The organism is Pseudomonas sp. 2 (genome assembly GCF_056627435.1).
Genome location: NZ_JBWXNG010000002.1, coordinates 418,609 through 444,415, shown reverse-complemented (window position 1 = coordinate 444,415; position 25,807 = coordinate 418,609). Strand labels below are relative to the sequence as shown.

At 60.3% G+C, this 25,807-nt stretch carries 23 protein-coding genes; 16 read left to right on the top strand and 7 right to left on the bottom strand.

Annotated elements, in window-relative coordinates:
* Positions 1-37: 37 nt before the first annotated feature.
* A complete protein-coding gene (gene lpxC / locus AC1MEK_RS04940) occupies positions 38-949 on the top strand; it encodes a UDP-3-O-acyl-N-acetylglucosamine deacetylase (RefSeq protein WP_108236924.1) in 912 nt (303 codons plus the stop codon).
* A 949-nt stretch (positions 950-1,898) separates the two neighbouring features.
* Here the strand turns inward: lpxC and AC1MEK_RS04935 are convergent.
* Entirely contained in the window at positions 1,899-2,354 is a 456-nt protein-coding gene (locus tag AC1MEK_RS04935; RefSeq protein ID WP_480395138.1) for a DUF721 domain-containing protein, read from the bottom strand.
* Positions 2,355-2,662: 308 nt separating this feature from the next.
* On the opposite strand from AC1MEK_RS04935, the gene secA reads away from it, so the two are divergent.
* The 3 genes from secA (at position 2,663) to AC1MEK_RS04920 (ending at position 7,886) form a co-directional block, all read left to right on the top strand.
* Positions 2,663-5,410 carry a preprotein translocase subunit SecA gene (secA, locus tag AC1MEK_RS04930; RefSeq protein WP_480395137.1) on the top strand — a complete coding sequence of 916 codons (2,748 nt, stop codon included), beginning with the start codon at positions 2,663-2,665 and terminating at the stop codon, positions 5,408-5,410.
* A 128-nt stretch (positions 5,411-5,538) separates the two neighbouring features.
* The gene (gene argJ / locus AC1MEK_RS04925; RefSeq protein WP_480395136.1) at positions 5,539-6,756 is read left to right on the top strand and encodes a bifunctional glutamate N-acetyltransferase/amino-acid acetyltransferase ArgJ; all 1,218 of its coding nucleotides are present in this window, start codon (positions 5,539-5,541) and stop codon (positions 6,754-6,756) included.
* A gap of 185 nt (positions 6,757-6,941) precedes the next feature.
* Positions 6,942-7,886, top strand: coding sequence for a Nudix family hydrolase (locus tag AC1MEK_RS04920; protein WP_480395135.1), 945 nt, complete (start codon positions 6,942-6,944; stop codon positions 7,884-7,886).
* A gap of 141 nt (positions 7,887-8,027) precedes the next feature.
* Here the strand turns inward: AC1MEK_RS04920 and AC1MEK_RS04915 are convergent, their stop codons facing one another.
* The 3 genes from AC1MEK_RS04915 to AC1MEK_RS04905 form a co-directional block, all read right to left on the bottom strand.
* Entirely contained in the window at positions 8,028-8,606 is a 579-nt protein-coding gene (locus AC1MEK_RS04915; protein WP_480395134.1) for a cob(I)yrinic acid a,c-diamide adenosyltransferase, read from the bottom strand.
* 3 nt (positions 8,607-8,609) lie between these two features.
* Positions 8,610-10,658, bottom strand: coding sequence for a sensor histidine kinase (locus tag AC1MEK_RS04910; protein ID WP_480395133.1), 2,049 nt, complete (start codon positions 10,656-10,658; stop codon positions 8,610-8,612).
* 81 nt (positions 10,659-10,739) lie between these two features.
* Entirely contained in the window at positions 10,740-11,675 is a 936-nt protein-coding gene (locus AC1MEK_RS04905; protein ID WP_480395132.1) for a putative 2-dehydropantoate 2-reductase, read from the bottom strand.
* A 111-nt stretch (positions 11,676-11,786) separates the two neighbouring features.
* Here AC1MEK_RS04905 and AC1MEK_RS04900 point away from each other — a divergent pair, with 111 nt between their 5' ends.
* Both AC1MEK_RS04900 and AC1MEK_RS04895 read left to right on the top strand, forming a co-directional pair.
* Positions 11,787-12,272 (top strand): YajQ family cyclic di-GMP-binding protein, encoded by a 486-nt coding sequence (locus AC1MEK_RS04900; protein ID WP_480395131.1) that lies wholly within the window; start codon positions 11,787-11,789, stop codon positions 12,270-12,272.
* A 140-nt stretch (positions 12,273-12,412) separates the two neighbouring features.
* Positions 12,413-13,261 carry a mechanosensitive ion channel family protein gene (locus AC1MEK_RS04895; RefSeq protein WP_480395274.1) on the top strand — a complete coding sequence of 283 codons (849 nt, stop codon included), beginning with the start codon at positions 12,413-12,415 and terminating at the stop codon, positions 13,259-13,261.
* Positions 13,262-13,502: 241 nt separating this feature from the next.
* Here the strand turns inward: AC1MEK_RS04895 and AC1MEK_RS04890 are convergent, their stop codons facing one another.
* Both AC1MEK_RS04890 and AC1MEK_RS04885 read right to left on the bottom strand, forming a co-directional pair.
* Positions 13,503-15,062 (bottom strand): AmpG family muropeptide MFS transporter, encoded by a 1,560-nt coding sequence (locus AC1MEK_RS04890; protein ID WP_480395130.1) that lies wholly within the window; start codon positions 15,060-15,062, stop codon positions 13,503-13,505.
* A 42-nt stretch (positions 15,063-15,104) separates the two neighbouring features.
* Complete coding sequence (locus AC1MEK_RS04885) at positions 15,105-15,473, bottom strand: MGMT family protein (RefSeq protein ID WP_480395129.1); 369 nt, start codon at positions 15,471-15,473, stop codon at positions 15,105-15,107.
* Between the two features lie 159 nt (positions 15,474-15,632).
* On the opposite strand from AC1MEK_RS04885, the gene AC1MEK_RS04880 reads away from it, so the two are divergent.
* From AC1MEK_RS04880 to groL, 5 genes are all read left to right on the top strand, one after another.
* Positions 15,633-16,640, top strand: coding sequence for a DUF481 domain-containing protein (locus tag AC1MEK_RS04880; RefSeq protein ID WP_480395128.1), 1,008 nt, complete (start codon positions 15,633-15,635; stop codon positions 16,638-16,640).
* Between the two features lie 286 nt (positions 16,641-16,926).
* Positions 16,927-17,658 carry a HugZ family pyridoxamine 5'-phosphate oxidase gene (locus AC1MEK_RS04875; RefSeq protein WP_480395127.1) on the top strand — a complete coding sequence of 244 codons (732 nt, stop codon included), beginning with the start codon at positions 16,927-16,929 and terminating at the stop codon, positions 17,656-17,658.
* Between the two features lie 65 nt (positions 17,659-17,723).
* Entirely contained in the window at positions 17,724-18,221 is a 498-nt protein-coding gene (locus tag AC1MEK_RS04870; RefSeq protein ID WP_480395126.1) for an FxsA family protein, read from the top strand.
* A 251-nt stretch (positions 18,222-18,472) separates the two neighbouring features.
* Positions 18,473-18,766 (top strand): co-chaperone GroES, encoded by a 294-nt coding sequence (locus AC1MEK_RS04865; RefSeq protein ID WP_274135953.1) that lies wholly within the window; start codon positions 18,473-18,475, stop codon positions 18,764-18,766.
* A 51-nt stretch (positions 18,767-18,817) separates the two neighbouring features.
* Positions 18,818-20,464 (top strand): chaperonin GroEL, encoded by a 1,647-nt coding sequence (gene groL, locus AC1MEK_RS04860; RefSeq protein WP_480395125.1) that lies wholly within the window; start codon positions 18,818-18,820, stop codon positions 20,462-20,464.
* Between the two features lie 340 nt (positions 20,465-20,804).
* Here the strand turns inward: groL and AC1MEK_RS04855 are convergent, their stop codons facing one another.
* Positions 20,805-21,548, bottom strand: coding sequence for a phosphatase PAP2 family protein (locus AC1MEK_RS04855; protein ID WP_480395124.1), 744 nt, complete (start codon positions 21,546-21,548; stop codon positions 20,805-20,807).
* 223 nt (positions 21,549-21,771) lie between these two features.
* Here AC1MEK_RS04855 and colR point away from each other — a divergent pair, with 223 nt between their 5' ends.
* The 5 genes from colR (at position 21,772) to AC1MEK_RS04830 (ending at position 25,546) form a co-directional block, all read left to right on the top strand.
* Positions 21,772-22,455 carry a two-component system response regulator ColR gene (gene colR / locus AC1MEK_RS04850; protein WP_081565296.1) on the top strand — a complete coding sequence of 228 codons (684 nt, stop codon included), beginning with the start codon at positions 21,772-21,774 and terminating at the stop codon, positions 22,453-22,455.
* Positions 22,445-23,728, top strand: a complete 1,284-nt coding sequence (locus AC1MEK_RS04845) for a sensor histidine kinase (protein ID WP_480395123.1) — start codon at positions 22,445-22,447, stop codon at positions 23,726-23,728. Before colR ends, AC1MEK_RS04845 begins: the two co-directional genes overlap by 11 nt.
* 201 nt (positions 23,729-23,929) lie before the next feature.
* Entirely contained in the window at positions 23,930-24,598 is a 669-nt protein-coding gene (locus AC1MEK_RS04840; protein ID WP_480395122.1) for a class I SAM-dependent methyltransferase, read from the top strand.
* 4 nt (positions 24,599-24,602) lie between these two features.
* Positions 24,603-25,322, top strand: coding sequence for a lipopolysaccharide kinase InaA family protein (locus AC1MEK_RS04835; protein ID WP_480395121.1), 720 nt, complete (start codon positions 24,603-24,605; stop codon positions 25,320-25,322).
* Positions 25,319-25,546, top strand: a complete 228-nt coding sequence (locus tag AC1MEK_RS04830) for a hypothetical protein (protein WP_480395120.1) — start codon at positions 25,319-25,321, stop codon at positions 25,544-25,546. The genes AC1MEK_RS04835 and AC1MEK_RS04830 overlap by 4 nt, the downstream gene beginning before the upstream one ends.
* Positions 25,547-25,807: the final 261 nt, after the last annotated feature.

Sequence of the window (25,807 nt, the reverse complement as noted above, 5' to 3'; positions counted from 1 at the left end):
ATACTAATTCGCGATATGCGCTGAAGCGGCCAATGCCATGATTAAACAACGCACCCTGAAGAATATTATTCGTGCCACAGGCATCGGTCTGCACTCTGGGGAAAAGGTCTACCTGACCCTCAAGCCTGCACCTGTGAACGCTGGCATTGTGTTTTTCCGTACCGACCTGGAGCCGGTCGTCCAGATCAACGCCCACGCGTTGAACGTTGGCGACACCACGCTCTCCACGACACTGTTCAACGGTGACGTGAAGGTCGATACGGTTGAACACTTGCTGTCGGCCATGGCCGGCCTTGGCATCGATAACGCCTACGTTGAACTCTCTGCCTCCGAAGTTCCGATCATGGACGGCAGCGCAGGTCCCTTCGTATTCCTGATTCAATCGGCGGGCCTGGAAGAGCAGGACGCACCGAAGAAATTCATACGCATTCTGAAAGAGGTTTGCGTAGAAGAAGACGGCAAATACGCCAAGTTCGTGCCGTTCGAAGGTTTCAAGGTGAGCTTCGAAATAGATTTCGACCACCCGTACCTGAAGAACCGCACGCAGACGGCGAGCGTCGACTTCTCCAGCACTTCTTTCGTGAAAGAAGTGAGCCGTGCGCGTACGTTCGGTTTCATGAAAGACATCGAGTACCTGCGCAAGCACAACCTTGCTCTGGGCGGCAGCGTTGAAAACGCGATCGTCGTGGACAAGGACGGCGTGTTGAATGAAGACGGTCTTCGTTATGAAGACGAATTCGTCAAACACAAGATTCTGGATGCCATCGGTGACCTGTATCTGTTGGGCAACAGCCTGATTGGCGAGTACCAGGGCTTCAAGTCGGGCCACGGTCTGAACAACCGTCTGCTGCGTGCGTTGATCGCCCAGGAAGACGCGTGGGAAGTTGTGACCTTCGAAGATGCCAGTACCGCACCGATCTCGTACATGCGCCCTGTAGCGGCGGTGTAAGCAGTCTCTTCTTCTTAGTTTTTTTGAGGCCACCTTTATCGGTGGCCTTTTTTATGGGTGGTGGTTTTTTGGATCAAGATCAAGATCAAGATCAAGAGCGTTCTTCCTAACGTCAGACCTGTTTCGACTTCGTCGAGTTACTTGGAAAAGACACCCAAGTAACCAAGGTGTCCTGCTCCTGGTTGGGCCTCTCCTTCGTCGAGGTTCCCTCACTCCGGCCTCGCTCCGTGGGCCCGGCGCGAAGGGCCATCCATGGCCCAACGCGCCTCTCGCGGCATCCATGCCGCTCGACCCACTCCACGAGACCTCCGTTCGGCCTGCACCCAAGTCGCGTTTTGCGTCGTCTGGGAGAGTTGCGCATGAAGATCAAAAGCCAAATCAAAAGCGCGCGGCTAACGCCATCGACCGGCTAACGCCGCCACCCGTAGCAGTCCGGCTTGCCGGCGTTCTGGCGCGCAGCGGCAGCAAATTCTGTGCACACGGTAATCCTGACACGGCCAAGTCGCCTGATTTTACTGCCGCTTCGTGCCAGAACGCCGGCAAGCCGGACTGCTACGGGTGGCGGCGTTAGCCGGGTGCTTTTGATCTGGCTTTTGATCTTCATGCGCGATAGCCCAGACAACGCCAAACGCGACTTGGGTGCAGGCTGAACGCAGGCGATGTGGAGTGGGACGAGCGGCAGGATGCCGCGAGAGGCGCGTGGGCCATGGATGGCCCTTTCGCGCCGGGCCCACGGAACATCGCCGGAGTGAAGGAAGTCTGACGAAGTCAGACCCAAACCAGGAGCAAGACACCTTGGTTACTTGGGTGTCTTTTCCAAGTAACTCGACGAAGTCGAAACAGGTCTGACGTTAGGAAGAACGCCCTTGATCCTGATCTTCAAGTCAGAACAAAGCAGTACCACTACAAATGGCAGGGGGACATAAACATTCGAGGCAACGAAAAAAAACTAACCCCGATCCTTCCCATGCGCCGCCAACCGCTCCAGCGCCGCCCGCAACCCGGGATCAGCAATCCCCTCGGCCGTCGCACTGATCGTCTCCGCCGCCCGAACCGACAAATCCCGCGTCTGCCCGCCAGCCCCTGCATGAATGGTCGCCGGCTGAACCTTGAACAACACCCGCGTGAGGTTGGCGAATTCCTGGAAGGCCATCAACTGCCGCTGTAAACGCTTCTGTTGATAACGTAAACGCGTCGCCCAGTGCCCGTCCGTCACCACCAGCAACAAAGTCCCTTCACGCCACGACGCCACATGGCAATGCTCGCGCGCAGCCGGTTGCAACTGCGTTTCGAGCAGGCGCTGCAAATGCGCCAGCCGTTGGGCGTGGTGGAAAATGGCCCTCAGGGGCCTGGCTTCGCGCAGGAGAACCGCCGGTGCGCGAGCCTGTAAAGGACGAAATGCCATGTGAAATGCCTGTTCCTGCAAGCCCGCGATCTTACCAGAAAGCGCAAACCGACCCTGAATCAAGGGCTTGGGTGACGCAACAGGATGAAAAAGAATTAATCAAACTTCTCCCCTCCACGGGTTGAAGTCCCGGGAAATGCCCCTATTGTACTTCTGCCCCGTAACATTGCTGTGCCAGCATCGTGGAATAACGCCACTTTCCTCACCACCATTTCCGGGTAGAATGCTCGTTCGCATGCGGCCATGAGGGCTGCACGGGCGACTCACGGGGCCGCCCTCCATCTCTATGTGTGGAAGATCCTGTCGATATGTTTGCACCTTTGTTGAAAAAACTCTTCGGAAGCAAAAACGAGCGCGAAGTGAAGCGCATGCTCAAGACGGTCAGCATCGTCAACGGCTTCGAAGAGCAAATGGTGGCCCTTTCGGACGAGCAATTGCGCGCCAAGACCGAAGAGTTCAAGGCCCGTATCGCCAAAGGTGAAACCCTGGACAAGCTCTTGCCTGAAGCCTTCGCGGTGTGCCGTGAAGCGGGCAAGCGCATCATGGGGATGCGTCACTTCGACGTTCAGCTGATCGGCGGCATGACGCTGCACGAAGGCATGATCGCCGAGATGCGTACCGGTGAAGGTAAAACCCTGGTGGCGACACTGGCCGTTTACCTCAACGCGCTGTCCGGCAAAGGCGTGCACGTTGTGACCGTGAACGATTACCTGGCCCGTCGTGACGCCAACTGGATGCGTCCGCTTTACGAATTCCTCGGCCTGACCGTGGGCGTCGTCACGCCATTCCAGCCGCCTGAAGAGAAGCGCGCGGCCTATGCGTCGGACATTACCTACGGCACCAACAACGAATTCGGCTTCGACTACCTGCGCGACAACATGGCGTTCAGCCTGGAAGACAAGTTCCAGCGCGAGCTGAACTTCGCCGTGATCGACGAAGTGGACTCCATCCTCATCGACGAAGCGCGTACGCCGCTGATTATCTCGGGGCAAGCCGAAGACAGCTCCAAGCTGTACACCGAAATCAACAAGCTGATCCCTAAACTCGAACAACACATCGAGGAAGTGGAAGGCCAGGTCACCAAACAGGGTCACTACACCGTCGACGAGAAATCGCGTCAGGTGGAGCTGAACGAAGCCGGCCACCAGTTCATCGAAGAGATGCTGACCCAGGTCGGTCTGCTGGCCGAAGGCGAGAGCCTGTACTCGGCACACAACCTGGGTCTGTTGACCCACGTTTATGCCGGCCTGCGTGCGCACAAATTGTTCCATCGCAACGTCGAATACATCGTTCAGGACGGCGGCATCATGCTGGTCGACGAACACACCGGCCGTACCATGCCGGGTCGTCGTCTGTCCGAAGGCCTGCACCAGGCGATCGAGGCCAAGGAGCACCTGAACATCCAGGCCGAGAGCCAGACCCTGGCATCGACCACCTTCCAGAACTACTTCCGCCTGTACAACAAGCTGTCCGGCATGACCGGTACCGCTGACACCGAAGCGTTCGAATTCCATCAGATCTACGCCCTGGCCGTGATGGTCATTCCGCCGAACAAGCCGTTGGCGCGCAAGGACTTCAACGACCTGGTCTACCTGACCGCCGACGAGAAATACCTGGCGATCATCACCGACATCAAGGCGTGTCTGGCCGAGCAGCGTCCGGTGCTGGTGGGTACGGCGACCATCGAAACTTCCGAGCACATGTCCAACCTGCTCAAGAAGGAAGGCATCGATCACAAGGTCCTGAACGCCAAGTTCCACGAAAAAGAAGCTGAAATCATCGCCCAGGCCGGTCGTCCGGGCGCCCTGACCATCGCCACCAACATGGCCGGTCGCGGTACCGACATCCTGCTGGGCGGCAACTGGGAAGTTGAAGTTGCGAGCCTGGAAGACCCAACCCAAGAGCAGATCGCCCAGATCAAGGCTGCCTGGCAGAAGCGCCATCAGCAGGTGATCGAGGCCGGTGGCCTGCACGTGATCGCCTCCGAGCGTCACGAATCGCGTCGTATCGACAACCAGCTGCGTGGTCGTGCCGGCCGTCAGGGCGACACCGGTTCGAGCCGTTTCTACCTATCGCTGGAAGACAGCCTGATGCGCATCTTCGCCTCTGATCGGGTGAAGAACTTCATGAAGGCGCTGGGCATGCAGTCCGGCGAGGCGATCGAGCACCGCATGGTGACCAACGCCATTGAAAAGGCACAGCGCAAGGTCGAAGGCCGCAACTTCGATATCCGCAAGCAATTGCTGGAGTTCGACGACGTTTCCAACGAACAGCGTAAAGTGATCTACCACATGCGTAACAGCCTGCTGGCTGCGGCGAACATTGGTGACACCATTGCCGAGTTCCGCGAAGAAGTCCTCGACGCCACCATCAGCGCGCACATTCCGCCACAGTCGCTGCCCGAGCAGTGGGACGTGGCCGGTCTGGAAGCCGCCCTGAACAGCGATTTCGGCGTCAAGCTGCCGATCCAGCAGTGGCTGGACGAAGACGATCACCTGCACGAAGAAAACCTGCGTCCGAAACTGCTGGAAGCCATCCTTGCGGCTTACAACGAGAAAGAAGACCAGGCCAGCGCCGACGCCCTGCGCACCTTCGAGAAGCAGATTCTGCTGCGCGTCCTGGACGACCTGTGGAAAGACCACCTGTCGACCATGGACCACCTGCGCCATGGTATCCACCTGCGCGGCTACGCTCAGAAGAACCCGAAACAGGAATACAAGCGCGAGTCGTTCACCCTGTTCCAGGAACTGCTGGATTCGATCAAGCGCGACACCATCCGTGTGCTGTCTCACGTACAGGTTCGCCGCGAAGATCCGGCCGAAGAAGAGGCGCGCCTGCGTCGCGAGGCCGAAGAACTGGCTCAGCGCATGCAGTTCCAGCACGCCGAAGCGCCAGGTCTGGATCAGCCAGTGGCCATGGCCGAGGAGGGCGATGATGTCGCTGTCGCCGCCGCGGCACTGTCGCCGGTTCGCAACGACCAGAAACTGGGCCGCAACGAGCTGTGCTGGTGTGGTTCGGGCAAGAAGTTCAAGCATTGCCACGGTCAGATCAACTGATCGACGGCCCGGCACTAGCGTCACCGTAACATCACGCCGCGACCGGCCCTGCCGTCGCGGCGTTTTACTCTCATTCAGCCGCTTCGGCATGGCCGGGCGGCGTGGTTCTTTTTCAAGGAGCGCATTTCATGGCTGTTGGTCTTGGTCCTTTGCCTACGCTGCACCCGGTTCCCGGTTTTGAACTGGGCATTGCCTCTGCCGGCATCAAGCGCCCGGGGCGCAAGGATGTGGTGGTCATGCGCTGCGCCGAAGGTTCGAGCGTGGCCGGCGTGTTCACCCTCAACGCGTTCTGCGCGGCACCGGTGATCCTGTCCAAGCAGCGCGTGGGCGGCACCGTGCGTTACCTGCTGACCAACACCGGCAACGCCAACGCGGGCACCGGCGAGCCGGGCCTGGCGGCTGCCGAGCGCACCACTGCCAAACTGGCCGAGCTGACCGGCGTGGACGCCAGCGCGATCCTGCCGTTCTCCACCGGGGTGATCGGTGAGCCGCTGCCTGTGGAAAAGATCGAAGGCGCACTGCAAGCCGCGCTGGACGACCTGTCTGTGGATAACTGGGCGGCCGCGGCCACCGGCATCATGACCACCGACACCCTGCCAAAAGGCGCTAGCCGTCAGTTCCAGATCGACGGCGTGACCGTCACCGTAACCGGCATCAGCAAGGGCGCGGGCATGATTCGCCCGAACATGGCCACCATGCTCGGCTACATCGCCACCGACGCCAAGGTTTCCCAGAGCGTGTTGCAGGACCTGATCCGCGACGGCGCCAACAAGTCGTTCAACCGCATCACCATCGATGGCGACACTTCGACCAACGACTGCTGCATGCTGATCGCCACCGGCCAGGCCAACCTGCCGGAAGTGACCGAAGCCCGCGGCCCGCTGTTCGATGCCCTGAAAAAAGCCGTGTTCGAAGTCTGCATGGACGTCGCTCAGGCCATCGTGCGTGACGGCGAAGGCGCGACCAAGTTCGTGACCGTTGAAGTCAACGGCGGCGGCAATCATCAGGAATGCCTGGACGTCGGCTACACCGTCGCCCACTCGCCTCTGATCAAGACCGCGCTGTTCGCCTCCGACCCGAACTGGGGCCGCATCCTGGCCGCCGTAGGCCGTGCCGGCGTGCCGGATCTGGACGTGAGCAAGATCGACGTATTCCTCAGCGGCGTGTGCATCGCAAGCAAAGGTGCCCGCGCCACCACCTACACCGAAGCCCAGGGCTCGGCGGTGATGGCCGAGGAAGAAATCACCATTCGTATCGAACTGGGTCGCGGTGACTGCAGCGAAACGATCTGGACCACCGACCTGTCCCACGAGTACGTGAAGATCAACGCGGAATACCGCACCTGATATCGGTATGAGGGCGTCGTACGGATTTTCTGTGCGGCGCCGCCCACCCTGTAGGAGCGAATTCATTCGCGAAGGTGTTTCAGGCGATGCATCTCTGGCGCCGGGAAGATTTTTCGCGAATGAATTCGCTCCTACAGGTACGTGTCGTGCCATAAGCATCAGGTTGTTTTAGAGGAAGGCTCAACGTGAAACGCATCCATGTAGCCGCTGCGGTAATCCGCGGCACCGACGGCAAGATTCTCATTGCCCGGCGCGCTGACAAACAGCACCAGGGCGGCTTGTGGGAGTTTCCCGGGGGCAAGGTCGAACCGGACGAAACCGTCCAGGCCGCCCTCGCTCGCGAGCTGAAGGAAGAGCTGGGCATCGTCGTTGGCGCGGCCCGGCCGCTGATCAAGATCAAACACGACTACCCCGACAAGCAAGTGTTGCTGGATGTCTGGGAAGTCAGCTCTTTTACCGGTGAGCCCCATGGCGCCGAGGGCCAGCCACTGGCCTGGGTGTCCAATCGCGAGCTGCCCGGTTACGAATTTCCGGCGGCGAATCGGCCGATTGTCGCCGCTGCCCGCTTGCCGGGCGACTACCTGATCACCCCCGATGCGCTGGATACGCCACAGCTGTTGCAAGGCATGCAGAAAGCGATCGCCGGTGGTATCAAGTTGATTCAACTGCGCGCGCCGAACGGCTACGACCCCAAATACCGCGATATTGCGGTGGATGCGGTCGGGCTGTGTGCGGGCAAGGCGCAGTTGATGCTCAAGGGCCCGCTGGAGTGGCTGGGCGATTTCCCCGCCGCTGGCTGGCACCTGACCAGCGAGCAGTTGCGCAAGTACGCGAGCAAGGGCCGCCCATTCCCCGAGGAGCGCTGGCTGGCAGCTTCATGCCATAGCGCTGAAGAGCTGTCACTGGCCGAGCAGATGGGCGTGGATTTCGTCACCCTCTCGCCGGTGCAGCCGACCCAGACTCATCCCGATGCCAAACCGCTGGGTTGGGAGCAGGCGCGCGAGTTGATCGAAGGCTTCAGCAAGCCGGTGTATCTGCTGGGTGGAGTGGGGCCTGCGCAGCGGCAACAGGCGTGGGAAAACGGCGCGCAGGGCGTGGCCGGTATCCGGGCGTTCTGGCCGCAGGTTTAACTGGCGCTTTTTCGCCGCTATTGCCGATGTGTCTGGTGGATGCGATTAATGTGGGAGCCGGCTTGCTGGCGAATGCGGTGTGTCATTCACCCTTGCATCGTCTGACCGGACGCATTCGCCAGCAAGCCGGCTCCCACAGAGTTATTCCGGTTTTTTCGCAGGCTGCCAGAGGATTTCCGGCACGCCCTCTCGGCGCGCGATGATCCGCGCCGCCACGAACAATAGATCCGACAACCGGTTGATGTAGGCCAGGCCAACCCCGGCCAGCGGCTCGACGGCATTCAGATGCTGACAACGGCGCTCGGCACTGCGCGCCAGGCTGCGACAGACGTGGGCCTGGGCGATCAGGCTCGAACCGCCGGGCAGGATGAAATTCTCCAGCGGCCCCACTTCCTCGTTCCATTTGTCGATGACCGTTTCCAGCCGTTCGACCTCGGCGGCGTTCAGCGCCTGATATTCCGGCATCGCCAGTTCGCCACCCAGGTCGAACAGCCGGTGCTGACACGGCGCCAGCACGTCGATGATTTCCTGAAAGGTCGGCATGGCATGAGCCAGGCCCTCAAGGTTCGCCAGCAGCAGTCCCAGCTGGCTGTTCAGCGTGTCGACCTCGCCGATGGCTTCGATCCGCGGATGGTCCTTCGGCACGCGTCGGCCATCGCCCAGGCCGGTTTCGCCCTTGTCGCCGGTGCGTGTGTAAATTTTCGACAAGCGAAATCCCATGGCTTACTCCCGGTCGTTCTGACCAATGATCTGTGGCGCCGGCACGTTCATCGGATTGCCCGCCAGCGGCAGGCGTAACGTGAAACAGGTGCCTTGGCCGAGGGCCGATTGCACTTCCATCTGACCCTTGTGGTTGTTGGTGATGATGAAATACGAAACCGACAGGCCCAGCCCCGTGCCCTGGCCGATTTCCTTGGTGGTGAAGAACGGCTCGAAAGTGCGCTTGCGCACGGCCTCGGACATGCCGATGCCGTTGTCTTCTACCTGAATCTCGGCCCATGGCGGATTCAAGCGTGTGCGCAGGGTGATGCGCCCCGGCTCGCTGTCGTTCTCGCGCTGGTGAATGGCTTGCGCTGCGTTTTTCAGCAGGTTGAGCAGCACCTGTTCCAGTTCGTTGGCGGTGCCGGGCACCGGGCCGAGCCTTGGGTCGAACTGGCGGATGATGTTCTGGCCCTTGAAGTCGAAGCCGATGGTCAGGTCGAAGTCGTTACTGGCGATTTCCACGGCCTGATCGATGAGCCCCGGCAGGTCGCACGGCGCCATCTGCCGGTTGCTGCGGCGGCTGAAGCTGAGCATGTGGCTGACGATTTTTGCCGCCCGCGCGCCAGCGTGCTGGATGCCATCAAGCAGTTGCGGCACCTCACGTGCGCTGAGGTACTGATTGACGGTGCTGAGTTCGATGCCTTCCTGTTCAGCTTGCTCAAGGTTTTTCGGCAGGTCCGGGGACAGGCGCCGGCGGATGTTCTGCACGTTGTGCATGATCGCGCCCAGCGGGTTGTTGATCTCGTGGGCCATGCCCGCCGCCAGGCCGCCCACCGACAGCATTTTCTCGGACTGCACCATCATGTCTTCCAGCGACAGGCGCTGGGTGATGTCGTCGATGCGGATCACCACGCCGCGCCCCGCACCGCCGGTCAGCGGGTAGAAGGTCAGGGCGAAATGCCGGGTGATGTCGTCCTTGACCCAGGTGACGCGCTCGATTTTTGTGACCGTGTGTTTCTCCACTGTCTGCTTGATCTGCGGCAAGAAAGCCTTCATTGGCGGGAAGGCGAGGAAGATCGGCTGGTTCAGCGCTTCGTCCAGCGGCGTGCCGGAGAGGGCGCCGGCCTCCTGGTTCCACTGGGTGACGTACAGCTGTTCATCGAGGGCGATCAGCGCCGAAGGCATCGAGTCGATGATGCTGTTCAGGTAATTCTGGAAGCCGGTGAGTTTTTTCTCGATCTTGCTGCGCACCTGGACTTCCAGCTCCAGCTTGCGGTTGGTGTGGCGGGTTTCCTCGGCCAGCCCCTGGGCCTGGTCGTAGGCCTCCTGGGACTCGTCGCGGGCGCGCTTGAGCTGCTGCTCGCGGGCCTCCATGCGCGAGAGCATGGTGTTGAACGCCTCGGCCAGCGAGCCGATTTCGTCGCGATTACCGGTGCCTGCGCGCAGGGCGTAGTTTTCTTCGCGGGTGACCCGGCGTGACAGCTGTTCGAGCTGATAGATGGGCTCGGTGATGAAGCGGCGGATCTGCCGCGCGACCCCGGCCCAGAGCAGCACGCTGAAAATCAGGATGCCCAGACTCGCGGTCAGCGTGCCGGTGTAGAAGGCCGTTGGCAGTTCGCTGCTGGCCACCAGCAGCAGATGCCCCGGCGCGTGGCCGACCTTGGGCACGGGGATGACTTGGGTGTTGCGAAACTCGGTGATGCGCCAGCTTTCCAGATTGCGGTAGTGCTCGGGCAGGTGCAGTTTGTCGCCCTGTTGCACCTGGGCCAGGCGGTCGCCGGTGCTGTCGTAGAGTGCCGCTGCGCGCAGCGGGCCGTAGTTTTTCAGCTCCTTGAGCAGCGCCTGGGCATTGGCCTGGGACGCCAGCGCTTCATCGGACAGCCCAGGATTGCTGATCAGCCGGCCGATGGTCTGCAGCGCCTGGGGTGCCATGGCTTCCTGGGAGATGTAATAGGCGGCGCTGATGAACGTCAGGTTCGCCACCAGCAGAACGGTGGTCAGCAGAACCAGCAGGGCCGCCAGCAGTTTCTGGCCGACCGGCAGGTTTTCGAGGCGCTGGCGCAAATGCATGGGCAGAGTCACAAGGAGGAGGAACAGGCAGGTTAGCGCTGTTCCGGGTTTGAGCAAACCCGCGATGCTCCAGCATGCCATTCAATCGCTGGGCAGGCCCTTGCCCATCAGGTGCTCGATCAGGCGTTTGCGCAGGCTGTTCAAGCGGGGCACGTCGCAATGATGGCGCTCGGCTCTATCGCAGGCATACCCAAGCAGGTAGCTGATTTCCGTGCGCCGGCCATTGGCGACGTCCTGATACATCGACGAATAATTGGCCGCTGTGGCATCAATCACCCGAAACACTTCTTCATGCAGGCCGATGGCAGCGTCGGGCTGGCCGGATGCGTTCAACACTTGAACCAGCTCATCGCAGAGTTCTCTTACTTCCTCGGCATGCGCCTGCAACTCGCCATTGCGACAGCCGTACAACACGGTGAGCGGGTTGATGGCGCAGTTCAGCGCCAGTTTGCGCCAGAGGCGATCAAGGATTTCCAGCGACCATTCATGGGGAATGCCTGCCAGTTCCAGTTCCACGAGCCAAGAGGGTGGCGGGCGTGGCAGGTCGTCGCCCAGCCAGTTGAACCCCTGTCCGGCGAACACCGCGCTGAAATCCTCATCGCGAAACGCACCCTCGGTGCTGGACACGAAAATACAGCGCGCATGGGGCACGGCGGCGGCAACAGCATCCTGACTGCCCAGACCGTTTTGCAGCAGCAGTATCTGCGTACCGGGCTTCAGGCGCTTGGCGACGCTCAAGATCGCCCGCTCGGCGTCATAGGCCTTGCATGCCACCAGCAGCCGCTCGATGGGCTCTTCAGCCTCTATGGTTTGCCCGGTGATAGCGAAGTGCTGACGCTGGCCTTGTTCGTTCAAAGTCAGGCCGCCCTTGCTGTTGTAGGCCGCCAGCCGCGCCTCATCCCGCAGAATCAGTCGTACAGGTAGCCCGGCACGCATCAGGCGCGTCGCCCACAGCGTGCCCAGGCTGCCCGCACCGAGTACGTGCCACATCTGCGATTTCAAGGATGATTGCGTCATGGGGTCAGAAGTGTCGGAAAAGTCTCGTTATAATGACCGGGTTTTCATCCCGTCAAGTCAGGCGCGCTCACGCTGTACATCGAGCCGCGCCGTATCAATTGGAGAATTTACATGCCCTCGTTCGACGTAGTGTCCGAACTGGATAAACACGAAGTCACGAATGCCGTCGACAACGCGATCAAGGAGCTGGACCGCCGCTATGACCTCAAAGGCAAAGGCAGCTTCGAGTTCAAGGAAAAAGAGCTGACCGTCAACCTGACCGCCGAAGCCGAGTTCCAGCTGGAGGCCATGATCGAGATCCTCAAGATGGCGCTGGTCAAGCGCAAGATCGACGTGCAGTGCCTGGAAGTGAAGGACGCCTATGCGTCCGGCAAGGTGATGAAGCAGGAAGCCACCTTGAAGGAAGGCATCGACAAGGAGCTGGCCAAGAAGATCGTCGCGCACATCAAGGACGCCAAGCTCAAGGTCCAGGCTGCCATTCAGGGCGAGCAGGTGCGGGTGACCGGCAAGAAGCGTGACGACCTGCAGGAAGCCATCGCGGCCCTGCGCGCCAAAGAGTTCGGCATGCCGCTGCAGTTCAACAACTTCCGCGACTGATGCCCCGGCGATTTGCCTCTGCGTGGGGAACCTGAAGGGGTTGTGCGCGTCCGAGTGCAGGTCCCGACAAACGCTGGCGTCAGGGTACGTCGGCGTTTGAGTCTTTCCGTTTTCGCGACCGCGAGGAGAAATCAATGGATTTGGATTTGAACGGCCAGGTCGATCACCTGGTCAAGGCTTCGCAAGCCTGGATTCCTTTGGTCATGCAGTACGGCAGCAAGGTGCTGCTGGCGCTCATCGTGCTGCTGGTAGGCTGGTGGCTGATCAACAAGCTGACCGGCCGGGTCAGCGCACTGCTGGCCTATCGTCAGGTCGACCTGGCGCTGCAGGGCTTTATCGGCAGCCTGTCCAACATCATTCTAAAGATCCTGCTGATCGTCAGCGTGGCGTCGATGATCGGTGTCGAAACCACGTCGTTCGTCGCGGCCATCGGTGCTGCGGGTCTGGCCATCGGCCTGGCGCTGCAGGGCAGCCTGGCGAATTTCGCCGGCGGGGTGCTGATTCTGCTGTTCCGTCCGTTTCGCATCGGTGACTGGATCGAGGCCCAGGGTGTCGCGGGCACCGTGGACAGCATCCAGATCTTCCACACCATCCTGCGCACCGGCGACAACAAGACCGTGATTCTGCCCAATGGCAATCTGTCCAACGGCATCATCACCAACACCAACCGTCAGCCGACCCGCAAGGTGGTGTTCGACGTCGGTGTGGATTACGACGCCGACCTGCAGAAGGCCCGCGAAGTTTTGCTGGAACTGGCCAAGGATCCGCGAGTGCTGGCCGATCCTGCACCTGTGGCGGTGGTGTCGACCCTGGGCGACAGCTCGATCACCGTTTCCCTGCGTCTGTGGACCAAGACCTCGGACTACTGGGACGTGATGTTCATGCTCAATGCCGAAGCGCGTGATCGCCTGCGCGCCGAGAACATCGACATCCCGTTCCCGCAGCGCGTGGTGCGTGTGGTGCAGGAGCAGGCAGCGACTCAGCGCTGATCCTGCTGCCTTGAAACACAAAAGCCCCGGCTCGTGAGAGTTCGGGGCTTTTTGTTATGGAGGAGCACTTGTCCGCGATTACGCTCAATGACACACCTCGGTTCCCTGTAGGAGCGAATTCATTCGCGAAAAATATGACAGGCGACAGAGATGTATCGCCTGTCAGACCTTCGCGAATGAATTCGCTCCTACAGGTCATGCATCATTCAACATGCGTCATGGCGTCACGCATCGTCATGGCTCAGGGTTGTTCGCTGGCGGGCGCTTCCACAGGCTTTTCCGGTTCTTCCGGCTTTTCCTTGCGCAATTCCTGCGCCCAGTGCAGGGCGATCATGAACAGCGTCGGTACGCCCATCAGCGCGGTGACCAGGAAGAAGTTGTGGTAACCCAGCTTCTCCACCATCACTCCCGAATATCCACCGATCAGCCGTGGCAGCAACAGCATGATCGAGCTGAGCAGCGCGTACTGGGTGGCGGAGAACTTGAGGTTGGTCAGGCTCGACAGATACGCCACGAACGCGGATGTCGCCAGGCCTGAGCTGAAGTTGTCCAGGGAGATCGTGACGATCAGCATCTTCAGGTTCGGGCCCATGTCGGCCAGCATCAGGAACAGCAGGTTGGTGGCCGCCGAGGACGCGCCGCCGATGAACAGGATCGGCAAAATGCCGAAACGCACGATGGCCAGGCCGCCGAACGCCGCGCCGACCAGGGTCATGACCAGCCCGAACAGCTTGCTGACACTGGCGATCTGGTCCTTGGTGAAGCCCTGGTCGATGTAGAACACGTTGGCCATCACGCCCATCACCGTGTCGGACATCCGATAGGTGGCGATCAGCCCCAGCAGCAACAGCGCCTGCCAGCGATACCGCAGGATGAAATCGTTGACCGGCGTCAGCACCGGTGCAAGGCCGCGGCGGCCAAAGGAAGAAAGGCACAGGCCTGTCAGCAGCGTGTACAGGATGGCGCGCAAAAACGCGCGGTCTTCCATCAGCAGGTCTTTCCAGGTCGAGTCCTTGAACAGCACGCTGGCGAAATCGGTGTTGTACAGCTGGGTGAACATCGCCGGGACCGACACCAGCAGGATAATCAGCACGAACACCGACGCCAGTTGGTGGGCGAAGCCATAGCGCGCCGCCGATAGCTGAGTGCGCAGGGGAACGGGTGGTTCGCGCATGATGAAGGAGGTGATCAGCGCGGGCACCATCAGCAGGCCGAACAGCACGTAGGTGCCAGTCCAGGCTGAATGTTTGTAGGCGAACCCGGTGGAACCGAAGCCCTCGGCGAAATACAGCGCACCGGCGGTGGCAAGCAGGGCCGCGACCCGGTAACCGGCCATGTAGCTGGCGGCGAGGGTGGCCTGCTGGCTGTCGGAGGCGATCTCCAGGCGATAGGCGTCGATGGCGATGTCCTGGGTTGCAGACGAGAAGGCCACGACCACGGCAATGGCGATCAGCCAGGACAAGTGCTGCTGCGGATCGCAGAAACCCATGCCGATCAGACCCAGGGTCACCAGGGTCTGCGAGAGTACGAGCCAGGAGCGGCGGCGCCCCAGCTTGCCAAGCAAGGGCAAGCGCCATTGGTCGAGAAGAGGCGACCATACCCATTTGAATGCATAGGCCAAGCCGATCAGGCTGGCATAGCCGATGGTTTCCCGGGCGACACCGGCCTCACGCAGCCAGACCGAAAGTGTGGAAAACACCAGCATATAAGGCATGCCCGCAGCGAAGCCGAGCAACAGCAATACGAAGGTAGAGGGGCTGGCATAAGCGGCGAGCGCGGCGCGCCAGGTTTTGCGGGGCATGGGCTGGAATCTGCCTCAGTTTACGTAAACAAAGCGCGCACTCTAACCGTTGTCCTCTGTCGGACGCCAGCCATGACGCGCCATATCCACACGATTGTTACGGATGGTCACCCCTTCGGCACGCAATCGCGCCCTTTGTTCCTCACCTGAAACGGTGCCAGCGGCCAGACTCAGGCGCCCGCCGGCACCCAGCACACGGTGCCAGGGCAGGCTGCTGCCGTCGGGCAACTGACTCAGGGTGCGGCCGACAAAACGTGCCGCTCGTCCTAAACCGGCCAGCTCTGCCAGCTGGCCGTAACTGACTACCTTACCTTCCGGCACTTGATGCAACGTCAGGTAGAGCGCCGTGCGCCGGGCTTCTGCGGGAGATAGTCCGGTAGGGTCATTTTGCCCCGCTGTTTGCTCGATCACGCGTTCATTCCTGATTGTTGGACAATATAGATTTTTCCTATAGGAACTACAGAAATTTCCAACGGTCTGTGATTCCTGTGCCGGCGGTCCATGGATTGCCTCGATGTTGTCCGCGAGGATAATGCCCCGTTTACGCCAACCCGAGCGTTGTAGTTGCTTATGTTTTCCAGAACTTTGCTTTGCCTTGCCATTACCAGTATTTCCACGCCGCTGCTCGCTGATACCGTCTGGTTGAAGAACGGTGACAAACTCACCGGCACCATCAAGGTCTTCGATGGCGGCAAGCTGCTGCTCAATACCAAGTATGCAGGCGATATTCCGCTGGACTGGAAGGAAGTCAAGACGCTGGAGAGTGATCAGCACCTTCTGGTCAAACAAGATGCCTACACCGGCGAGATCTCCAAGTCGCTGCACGCCGCCGACGACGGCAAGGTCACCCTGGCCAACGGCGATGCGCCCAAGACGGTGGATCTGGCCAGCATTCAGCAGATCATGAAGCCCAAGCCCGTGGTCACGGACCTGGTGTGGAAGGGCAACATCGATGCTGCGCTGGATTTCCAGCGCGCAGATACCGACACCGACGATTACAACCTCGCCTTCAAGACCTCGGCCACCCATGGTCGCTGGCGGCATAACGCCAAGGGCGAGTTCAACCGCGAGACTCAGGACGACACGACCACCACCAACAACTGGAGCGCCGAGTATTCCATCGACCGCTTCCTGACCGACAAGTGGTTCTGGGATGGCCGTCTGACCTACAAGCACGACGGCATCGAAGACCTGCGCCGCCAGCGCACCGTCGGTACGGGTCCGGGCTATCAGTTCTGGGACGACGAACTGGGCGCGTTCAAGGTCGGCACGCTGCTCAACCGCACCGACTTCGAATACTCCAACGGCGAGAAGGACAATTTCTACTCGGTGTCCGGGACCTGGGACTACAACCGCTACCTGATCGGCAAGAAGGTCGAGTTCTTCACCAACGGTGAAGTCGGCAAGCCGATCAGCGGCGTGGCCGACTACAGCCTGGATACCGAAGTGGGCCTGCGCTACAAGGTCACCGAATGGGCCTCGCTCAACGTCAAGGCCGAGAAGGACATCATCAGCGGCTCCAGCGACGGCGACCTGAACAAGACCCGGTACACGGCAGGGTTTGGGGTGGCCTGGTAAGCGCTTCTCCTGCACGTTATGGGCCGAACCTTGTGGGAGCCGGCTTGCTGGCGAATGCGGTTTGTCATTCACCGATGAAGTGTCTGACCTGACGCATTCGCCAGCAAGCCGGCTCCCACAGGTTTACGACCTGTTCAGCCAACAAAATTTACGCGAAACCCGCGCAAAATCGTCACCGCCTCTCAATCTGGCACCCGCCAACGATAACGATTATCTTGTTCCCGACGCCCGCGAATGCGGGTCTTTTCGTCTGTGCAGATCACGTTTTCTTCGAGGAGCCACACCCATGAGCGCCAAAGCCAACCGGCAAGCCCGAGCATTGTTGCTCAAGGAGTACCGCGGCGTGCTGTCGACCCATTCCAAGTCGATGCCCGGTTACCCGTTCGGCTCCGTGGTGCCGTATTGCCTGGACGACCAAGGCCGCCCGTTGATCCTGATCAGCCGCATCGCCCAGCACACCCACAACCTGCAAAAGGACGCCAAGTGCTCGATGCTGGTGGGCGAGCGTGAAGCCGAAGACGTTCAGGCGGTAGGCCGGGTGACGGTCATGGCCGAGGCGCAGAAGCTGACCGACGAAGCCGCCATCGAAGCCGCTGCCCAGCGCTACTACCGTTATTTCCCGGATTCGGCGAGCTACCACAGCGCCCACGATTTCGATTTCTGGGTGCTGGTGCCGGTGCGCTATCGCTACATCGGCGGGTTCGGCGCGATCCACTGGCTCGACGACGTGGCGCTGGCCAACCCGTTCGCTGGCAAGGCCGAGACCAGCATGGTCGAGCACATGAACGAGGACCACACCAAGGCCATCGCCCACTATGTGGAACTGGCCGGCTTGCCGCAGACCGAGCCTGCGCAACTGGTGGGCATCGACATGGAAGGCATGCACCTGCGCATCGGCCAGAGCCTGTACTGGCTGGCCTTCGCCGAACCTTGCAACACGCCGACACAAGTCCGCGAGGCCTTGGTCCAGCTGGCTCACGCTGAAAAATGGCCGACCGTTGAGTCCACCGAGGCTTGAATTAACGACTTTGCGACTTCACCTAGTGTCTACTGGAAGCCTTCTTCCGTTGAGGAAACTATTTGATGCGCGCTTTTCTACTGCTTTTATTGCTTTTTCCGGTGCTCGAGCTGTTCGTGCTGGTGAAAGTCGGGATGTCGATCGGCTTTCTGCCGACCTTCCTGCTGGTGGTCGCCGGCTCCATGCTCGGGATTTTCGTCATTCGTGTCGCGGGGCTGGCCACGGCCATGAGCGCCCGTGAAAGCCTGGCGCGGGGCGAGTTGCCCGCGCAGCAGATGATGGACGGCCTGATGATGACGGTCGGCGGCGGCCTGCTGGTGCTGCCCGGTTTCATCAGCGACGTGCTGGGGCTGATCTGCCTGATGCCGTTCACCCGTCGGCTGCTGGGCAACAAGGTGCGTCAGCGTGCCCAGGCCCAGGCCGAACGCCAGCGTGCGTTCGCCGATGACCTGCGTTCGGCGGGGCCGGCCGGTCCCGGGGCTTATCGTCCCGGCGCACGCCAGCCTGAAGTGATCGAAGGCGAGGTCATCGAGGGCGAGTACGAGCCTGTCGACAAGAAGTGATTTGAACTGCAACAGCACACGGTACCCTTGGGTGCCGTGTGCGTTTTCGGGTTTCGGACGCTGTAAAAAAATTCTTCGGCCAGCCTTGTAATCACTCAGCACGCCCTTATGTATGGGTCACCGCAAGGTTTCTGGCGCATTTCGCCAGACCGTTTCCTGCGTCTCGCTCGCGAGCCGCAACCGGCCAGCCCGGATGTTTTAACTCGCAGGCCAAGGCCCTGCGTTCAAAAACCATAATTAGGAGATCGACAATGAAGCTTCGTCCTCTGCATGACCGCGTCGTAATCCGTCGCAGCGAAGAAGAAACCAAGACTGCTGGCGGTATCGTGCTGCCAGGTTCGGCTGCTGAAAAACCAAACCGCGGCGAAGTGATCGCTGTCGGTGCTGGCCGCATCCTGGACAACGGTGAAGTACGTGCGCTGGCCGTGAAAGTGGGTGACAAAGTGGTCTTTGGCCCTTACTCCGGCAGCAACACCGTGAAAGTGGACGGTGAGGACCTGCTGGTGATGAGCGAGAACGAAATCCTCGCCGTCGTCGAAGGCTGAGTCGATACCCCGCATTTCCCGTTACTACACAGTATTTAAGGAATAACGATCATGGCTGCTAAAGAAGTTAAGTTCGGCGACGCCGGCCGTAAAAAGATGCTGGCTGGTGTAAACGTCCTGGCCGACGCCGTTAAAGCAACTCTGGGCCCGAAAGGCCGTAACGTCATCATCGAGAAAAGCTTCGGCGCTCCTCTGATCACCAAAGACGGTGTATCGGTCGCCAAAGAAATCGAACTCAAAGACCGTTTCGAAAACATGGGCGCGCAGCTGGTCAAAGACGTTGCCTCCCGTGCCAACGACGACGCCGGTGACGGTACCACCACCGCTACCGTTCTGGCTCAAGCCATCGTCAACGAAGGCTTGAAAGCCGTCGCTGCCGGCATGAACCCGATGGATCTCAAGCGCGGCATCGACAAGGCCACCCTGGCCATCGTTGCTCAGCTGAAATCGCTGTCCAAGCCTTGCACCGACACCAAAGCCATCGCTCAGGTCGGCACCATCTCGGCCAACTCCGACAACTCCATCGGCGACATCATTGCTGAAGCCATGGAAAAAGTGACCAAAGACGGCGTCATCACCGTTGAAGAAGGTTCGGGTCTGGAGAACGAACTGTCGGTCGTGGAAGGCATGCAATTCGACCGTGGCTACCTGTCCCCGTACTTCATCAACAAGCCGGACACCATGGTGGCCGAGCTGGACAGCCCGCTGCTGCTGCTGGTTGACAAGAAGATCTCCAACATCCGCGAAATGCTGCCAGTACTGGAAGCCGTTGCCAAAGCCGGCCGTCCACTGCTGATCATCGCTGAAGACGTCGAAGGCGAAGCCCTGGCGACTCTGGTGGTGAACAACATGCGCGGTATCGTCAAAGTCGCTGCCGTCAAGGCGCCAGGCTTCGGCGATCGTCGCAAGGCCATGCTGCAGGACATCGCTGTCCTGACCGGCGGTACCGTCATCTCCGAAGAGATCGGCCTGAGCCTGGAAAGCACCACCCTGGAGCACCTGGGTAACGCCAAGCGCGTCGTGCTGAACAAAGAAAACACCACCATCATCGACGGTGCTGGCGTTAAGACTGACATCGACGGTCGTATCGCTCAGATCCGTGCACAAATCGCTGAAACTTCGTCCGACTACGACAAAGAGAAGCTGCAAGAGCGTCTGGCCAAGCTGTCTGGCGGCGTTGCAGTGATCAAGGTCGGCGCCGGTTCCGAAGTTGAAATGAAAGAGAAGAAAGCCCGCGTTGAAGACGCCCTGCACGCAACCCGCGCAGCCGTCGAAGAAGGCGTGGTACCTGGCGGTGGCGTGGCACTGGTTCGCTCCCTGCAGGCTATCTCCGAGCTGAAAGGCGACAACGCTGATCAGAACGTCGGTATCGCTCTGCTGCGTCGTGCGGTTGAAGCACCTCTGCGCCAGATCGTTGCCAACTCCGGTGACGAGCCAAGCGTTGTAGTCGACAAGGTCAAGCAGGGTTCGGGTAACTTCGGTTACAACGCTGCCACCGGCGAATACGGCGATATGATCGAAATGGGTATCCTGGACCCGGCCAAAGTGACCCGTTCGGCACTGCAGGCTGCTTCCTCGATCGCCAGCCTGATGATCACCACCGAAGCCATGATCGCTGACGTGCCGGAAGACAAGCCAGCGGCTGGCGGCGGCATGCCAGACATGGGCGGCATGGGTGGCATGGGCGGCATGATGTAAGCCAGCCTTACCCCGATGTATGAAAAAACCCCGCTTCGGCGGGGTTTTTTTATGGGCTTGAGATTCTTGTCTGGTTTGGGGTTTTTTATTGGTTGGCTTGAGATTCTTACTCTGATGCCCTTCGGGCCTATTCGTGAGCAAGCTCACTCCTACATTTGTTTAAACGTGCCGTGGCCTGATAGACCCCATTGCCAGCCTTTGGGGGCAACGCTGAAATTGTGTCGGACGCACAAAGCGGACAACGGGGGCTTGAGAGTGCGGCACGTTGCAACAAATGTGGGAGTGAGCTTGCTCACGAATAGGCCCGGCAGGGCATCAAAGTAAGAATCCCAAGCCAAGCTCACCCAGAAACCGCCGCCCCCTCAACCACCTTGTCCTTCCTGCCCACCGGCCTATACAGCACCGCGTAATAAGCCCCCAGACAAATCAGCCAGCAGAACACCGCCGTCCATATATTGTGGGAAAAGAAGTGCGCACCTTGCAGCATGCGCCCCACGGAAAACACTGTGCCCAGCCCGAAGGCGAAGATCAGGCCGGCTTTGGCCAGACGCGGCTTGCGATCACGAAACACGAAAAACAGCGCGAACAGCGTAAAACCGGTGGCTGCATGTCCGCCTGGCCAGCAGCGGCCGGGTTTGTCGGTCGGTGGGCGTGGGCTGAGCAATTCGCTGTAGGTTTCCTGCCCGCCGAACTCGGTCAAGCTCCAGGGGCACTGGACGGATGTCACCACTTTGACCGGCGTGACGAAACTGGTGGACAGCGCCATCGACAGCACCATGCAGCCCAGTTCGCGTTTCCAGGGTTTGAGCTTTGCCACGAAAAACGAAGCGACTAAACCGGCAAATGACAGCAGGCCCCAGGCGATCACTGCCTGCTTGGCCCGGTCGTGAAGCACGTTTTCCAGAAAATAGCTGTGCTTGCCAATGAACTCGCCTGCCGCAGGGTCGTAGGCCAGTTTGGCGATGTCCATGTCCAGCGAAGTCAGTTCCAGCAATATCAGGACAATCGCGGTCAGCGCAGGAATGCCGAGGTAGACCCACAGGTTGACCGGACGAGAGACAGGGCGCTCGAAAACTTCAGACATGGTGAATCCCGTGTGATGACAAGAAGGCTCGCAGTCGGGGCGCGAGATTGTCCGGCAGTCTGCGCAGGGCGCTGTCGGCGGGCCGTGAATCGCGAGTGAAAAAAACGTTATGCATCACGGCGCTGGCCCTTGGGCGCGCTTGGCCTTAAGCTGCCGCCAACTCTGGCCCGTCGATGAGCTTGATCCGGGCGCTGCTGACAACCGCATATGGAGACATGCACCCATGAGAATTCTGCTGGTTGAAGACAACCGTGACATCCTGGCGAACCTGGCCGATTATCTGGGTTTGAAGGGGTACACCGTCGACTGCGCGCAGGATGGCCTGTCCGGGCTGCACCTGGCCGCCACCGAACATTACGACCTGATCGTGCTAGACATCATGTTGCCCGGCATCGACGGCTACACCCTGTGCAAACGTCTGCGCGAAGATGCCCGCCGCGACACGCCGGTGATCATGCTCACCGCCCGCGACCAGCTCGACGACCGCTTGCAGGGTTTCCGCTCCGGTGCCGACGATTACCTGCTCAAGCCGTTCGCGCTGTCCGAACTGGCCGCGCGTATCGAAGCGGTGCTGCGCCGCGCTCAGGGCGGCGGTCGTCGCACCTTGCAGGTGGCCGACCTGATCTACGACCTGGACACCCTGGAAGTCACCCGCGAAGGCCGCATGCTCAAGCTCAACCCGGTGGGGCTCAAGCTGCTGGCGGTATTGATGCAGAAAAGCCCGCACGTCCTGCGCCGGGAAATCCTCGAAGAAGCGCTGTGGGGCGACGATTGCCCGGACAGCGACAGCTTGCGCAGCCACGTTCACCAGTTGCGCCAGGTGATCGACAAGCCGTTCGCCAAGCCACTGCTGCAAACCGTGCACGGCGTCGGATACCGTCTGGCCGAAGGCCGCGATGGAGTTTAAGCAAAGCCTTGCCCAGCGGATCATCATCGCCTTTGCCTTGATGAGTGCGCTGGTGGCCGGTTCGTTCGCGATGGGTATCGTCGCGACCGTGCATCTGGTCGAGGAAAAACTGATTTCGGCAGGGCTGGGCGGCGACCTGAACCGGCTGCTGCTGATGGACAGCGTCGAGGACTGGAGCCACCGCCCCGAGCCCGACCAGTTGTTCTACTTCAGCGGTGGCCCGGGAGACTTCGAACTGCCGAAGGACCTGCGCCATCTGGAACCGGGTTTTCACGAAGTGTTTCGTGGCCCGCTGTCCTATCACGCCATGGTCGAGGTGGTCGACGGCCGCCATTACGTGCTGTTGCAGGATCAGAGCGATTTCGAAGAGCGTGAGCGCGTGCTGTTCGCCGTGGTGCTGGTGGGCTTCGTGCTGGCGCTGGCGCTGGCGGTGTTCCTGGGCTGGGTGCTCGCCCGCCGGGTGATGGCGCCGGTGGTGCGCCTGGCCCGTCAGGTGCGCCATCGCGATCAGCTGCTGGGCCTGGCGCCGCCACTGGCACCGGACTACGCCGCCGATGAAGTGGGTGAGCTGGCGGTGGCCTTCGACGTGACGCTGGGCCGCCTGCGCGATGCCTTGACCCGCGAGCGGATGTTCACCAGTGACGTCAGCCACGAGCTGCGCACGCCGTTGATGGTGCTGGCCAGCTCCTGCGAATTGCTGCTGGAAAACCCGGCGCTGGACAAGCGGGCGAGGGTGCAGGTGGAGCGCATCGAGCGTGCCTGCGAAGAGATGCGCGATCTGGTGCAGACCTTCCTGATGCTGGCCCGCACCCAGCGCGACGACGCTGGCATGAACCCGCAATTGACCCTTGAAGGCGCCGCCCGGCAGTTGCTGACCCTGTGGCGCGAGCCGATTGAGGCCAAGGGCCTGCTGCTCGAATATCACCCCGAGCAGGCATCATCAGGCAATTACAACGCGACCTTCCTCTACGCGGTGATGGGCAACCTGTTGCGCAACGCCCTGCACTACACCGACCAAGGCTTCATCCGCCTGACGCTGCAGCCCCACGGCTTCAAGGTCGAGGACTCCGGTGTGGGCATTCCTGAAGAAAAGCGCGAGGCGATGTTCCAGCCGTTCGTGCGCGGCAACGAAAAACGCGGGGAAGGGCTGGGGCTGGGCTTGTCGCTAGTGCAGCGAATCTGCGAGAACCAGGGCTGGACGGTGAGCCTGGATCACATGCAGCCCAACGGCTGCCGGTTCAGTGTGGAATTCAGGAAACAGGTCGAGGGATGAGTCCTGCGCGACTTGGGACGAATGTACAGAGCGTGTAAAGTTTGCTGCGATCGTGCAGGTTGTGGCCATATGCTAGCCCTATCTTCCGGTAAAACCTCGTAACATTTGCATTTTGTTACAGACGCTTTTTTCACATTGACGTGACCTGAACATCACGCCGCGCCCCTTAATTTGGGCTGTATCACTTCAGGAGATACAGCCATGAGCAAGCGGGTCGAGCTTGATTTCTCGCGTAAATACGACGACGAGCACGCCAGAAAATATTTGCGCAAGCACAAGGACGGATTGGCGCGGCAGTTGTCTGATCGTCGCGACAAGCAGTTGGCCAGGCGCGCATTGGCGCTGGCGGGCGAGCCGGGCCTGGTGCTGGATTTGCCCTGCGGCGCCGGTCGTTTCTGGCCTTTGCTGGCCGAAAAGGCCAATCGGGTGATCATCGGCGCGGACAATTCGGTGTCCATGGTGAAGACCGCATGCGAGTCGCAACCGGCGGATGTGGTGAAACGGGTACAGCCCTTGCAGACATCGGCCTTCGATATCGACATGCCCGATAACGCAGTGGATAGCATTTTCTGCATGCGCCTTTTACACCATGTCGGAAAGGCCCAAGACAGAGCGGTTTTGCTCAACGAGTTTCATCGCGTCACCCGCGACAGTGTGATTATTTCGTTGTGGGTCGACGGTAATTTCAAAGCCTGGAAGCGCAAGCGGGCCGAGCGTAACCGCCATCAGGAGGGTTACCAGAACCGCTTCGTGTTACCGGTGGCCACAGTAGAGGCCGAGTTCGAACAGGCAGGATTTCGCATTCAGGAGCGTCTGGATTTCCTGCCGTTGTACGCCATGTGGCGTGTGTATCTATTACGTAAGAGGTAACAGGATGGCCGTGGATTTCGCAGCAGAGTTGACCGTTCCGAGCAAGGACCGTTTTGCCTATTTCTGGAATACCAAGGGCGAGTGGGTGGAAGAGCCCAACGTGCGCCGCGGTGGGGAAAGTGGCGTGCAACGCGTCGTGTCGGAAAATGGCCGCCTGCTGTACGTCAAACGGCAGGTCGGTCACATCTACCGCAGTTGGCTGCACCCGTTCGGTCGCCCGACAGTTTTGCGTGAGCGCGATGCCCTCGAAGGCCTGCGCCAGTTGAACGTCAACGTACCCCGCATGGTGTTTTGCGGTGCCGAGCGCGACGAGAACAACGAGTGGCGCGCCTTGCTGGTGACGGCTTCACTCGATGGTTTCGACGAGTACGAGAACTGGCTCAAGGCCGGCGGTCGCGAGCAGTATGGCGAAGCCGTTCATGAACAGATGCTCAAGGAACTGGCCGACAACCTGGCCCGCATGCACAAGGGCCGTTGGCAGCACAGCTGCATCTATATCAAGCACGTTTTCGTCCGTGTGGTCGGCGAGGGTGCCAATGCCAAGGCCGAAGTGGCGTTGCTGGATCTGGAGAAATGCCGCCAGCGCCTGACCGCGTACGGCGCCGCCCAGCACGACATGAAGCAGTTGCGTCGCCACTCGTCGTTTCAGCCAGCGGACTGGAAGAAGCTCGTCTACTTTTACGAGACGGCGTTTGGCAGCCCCATCAAAGGTTTAGATCGATGAAGTTAGAACTGGCGCGAGGTTTGTTTGTAGTCGGGGCGTTGGGCATCGCATCCATAGCCATGGCAGCCTGGGAACAACCCAGACCGAAGATTCTGAGCGCAGTACACGGCGAGGGGCAATGCGCCTTGCCGCGGGTGGCGAAAGTACATTCGCCAGTACGCCCGGATCACGATCTGCTGTTGTTGATGTTCGGGCTGGCTCAGGGGACTGGGCCGCAGCATTGACATCATCACCTGACTGAAAAGCCCCGATATTTCGGGGCTTTTTTGGCTCTGGATTCTTACTCTGTTGCCCTGCGGGCCAGGCCTGGCATCAGATTCTTACTCTGTTGCCCCTTGGGCCTATTCGTGAGCAAGCTCACTCCCACATTTGTTGCAACGTGCCGCATCCTGGAAGATCCCGTTGTTCGCCTTGTGCGTCCGACGCGATTTCGCGGCGGGCCTCCAAAAGCAAACGATGGGGTCTATCAGGCCATGGCACGTTGC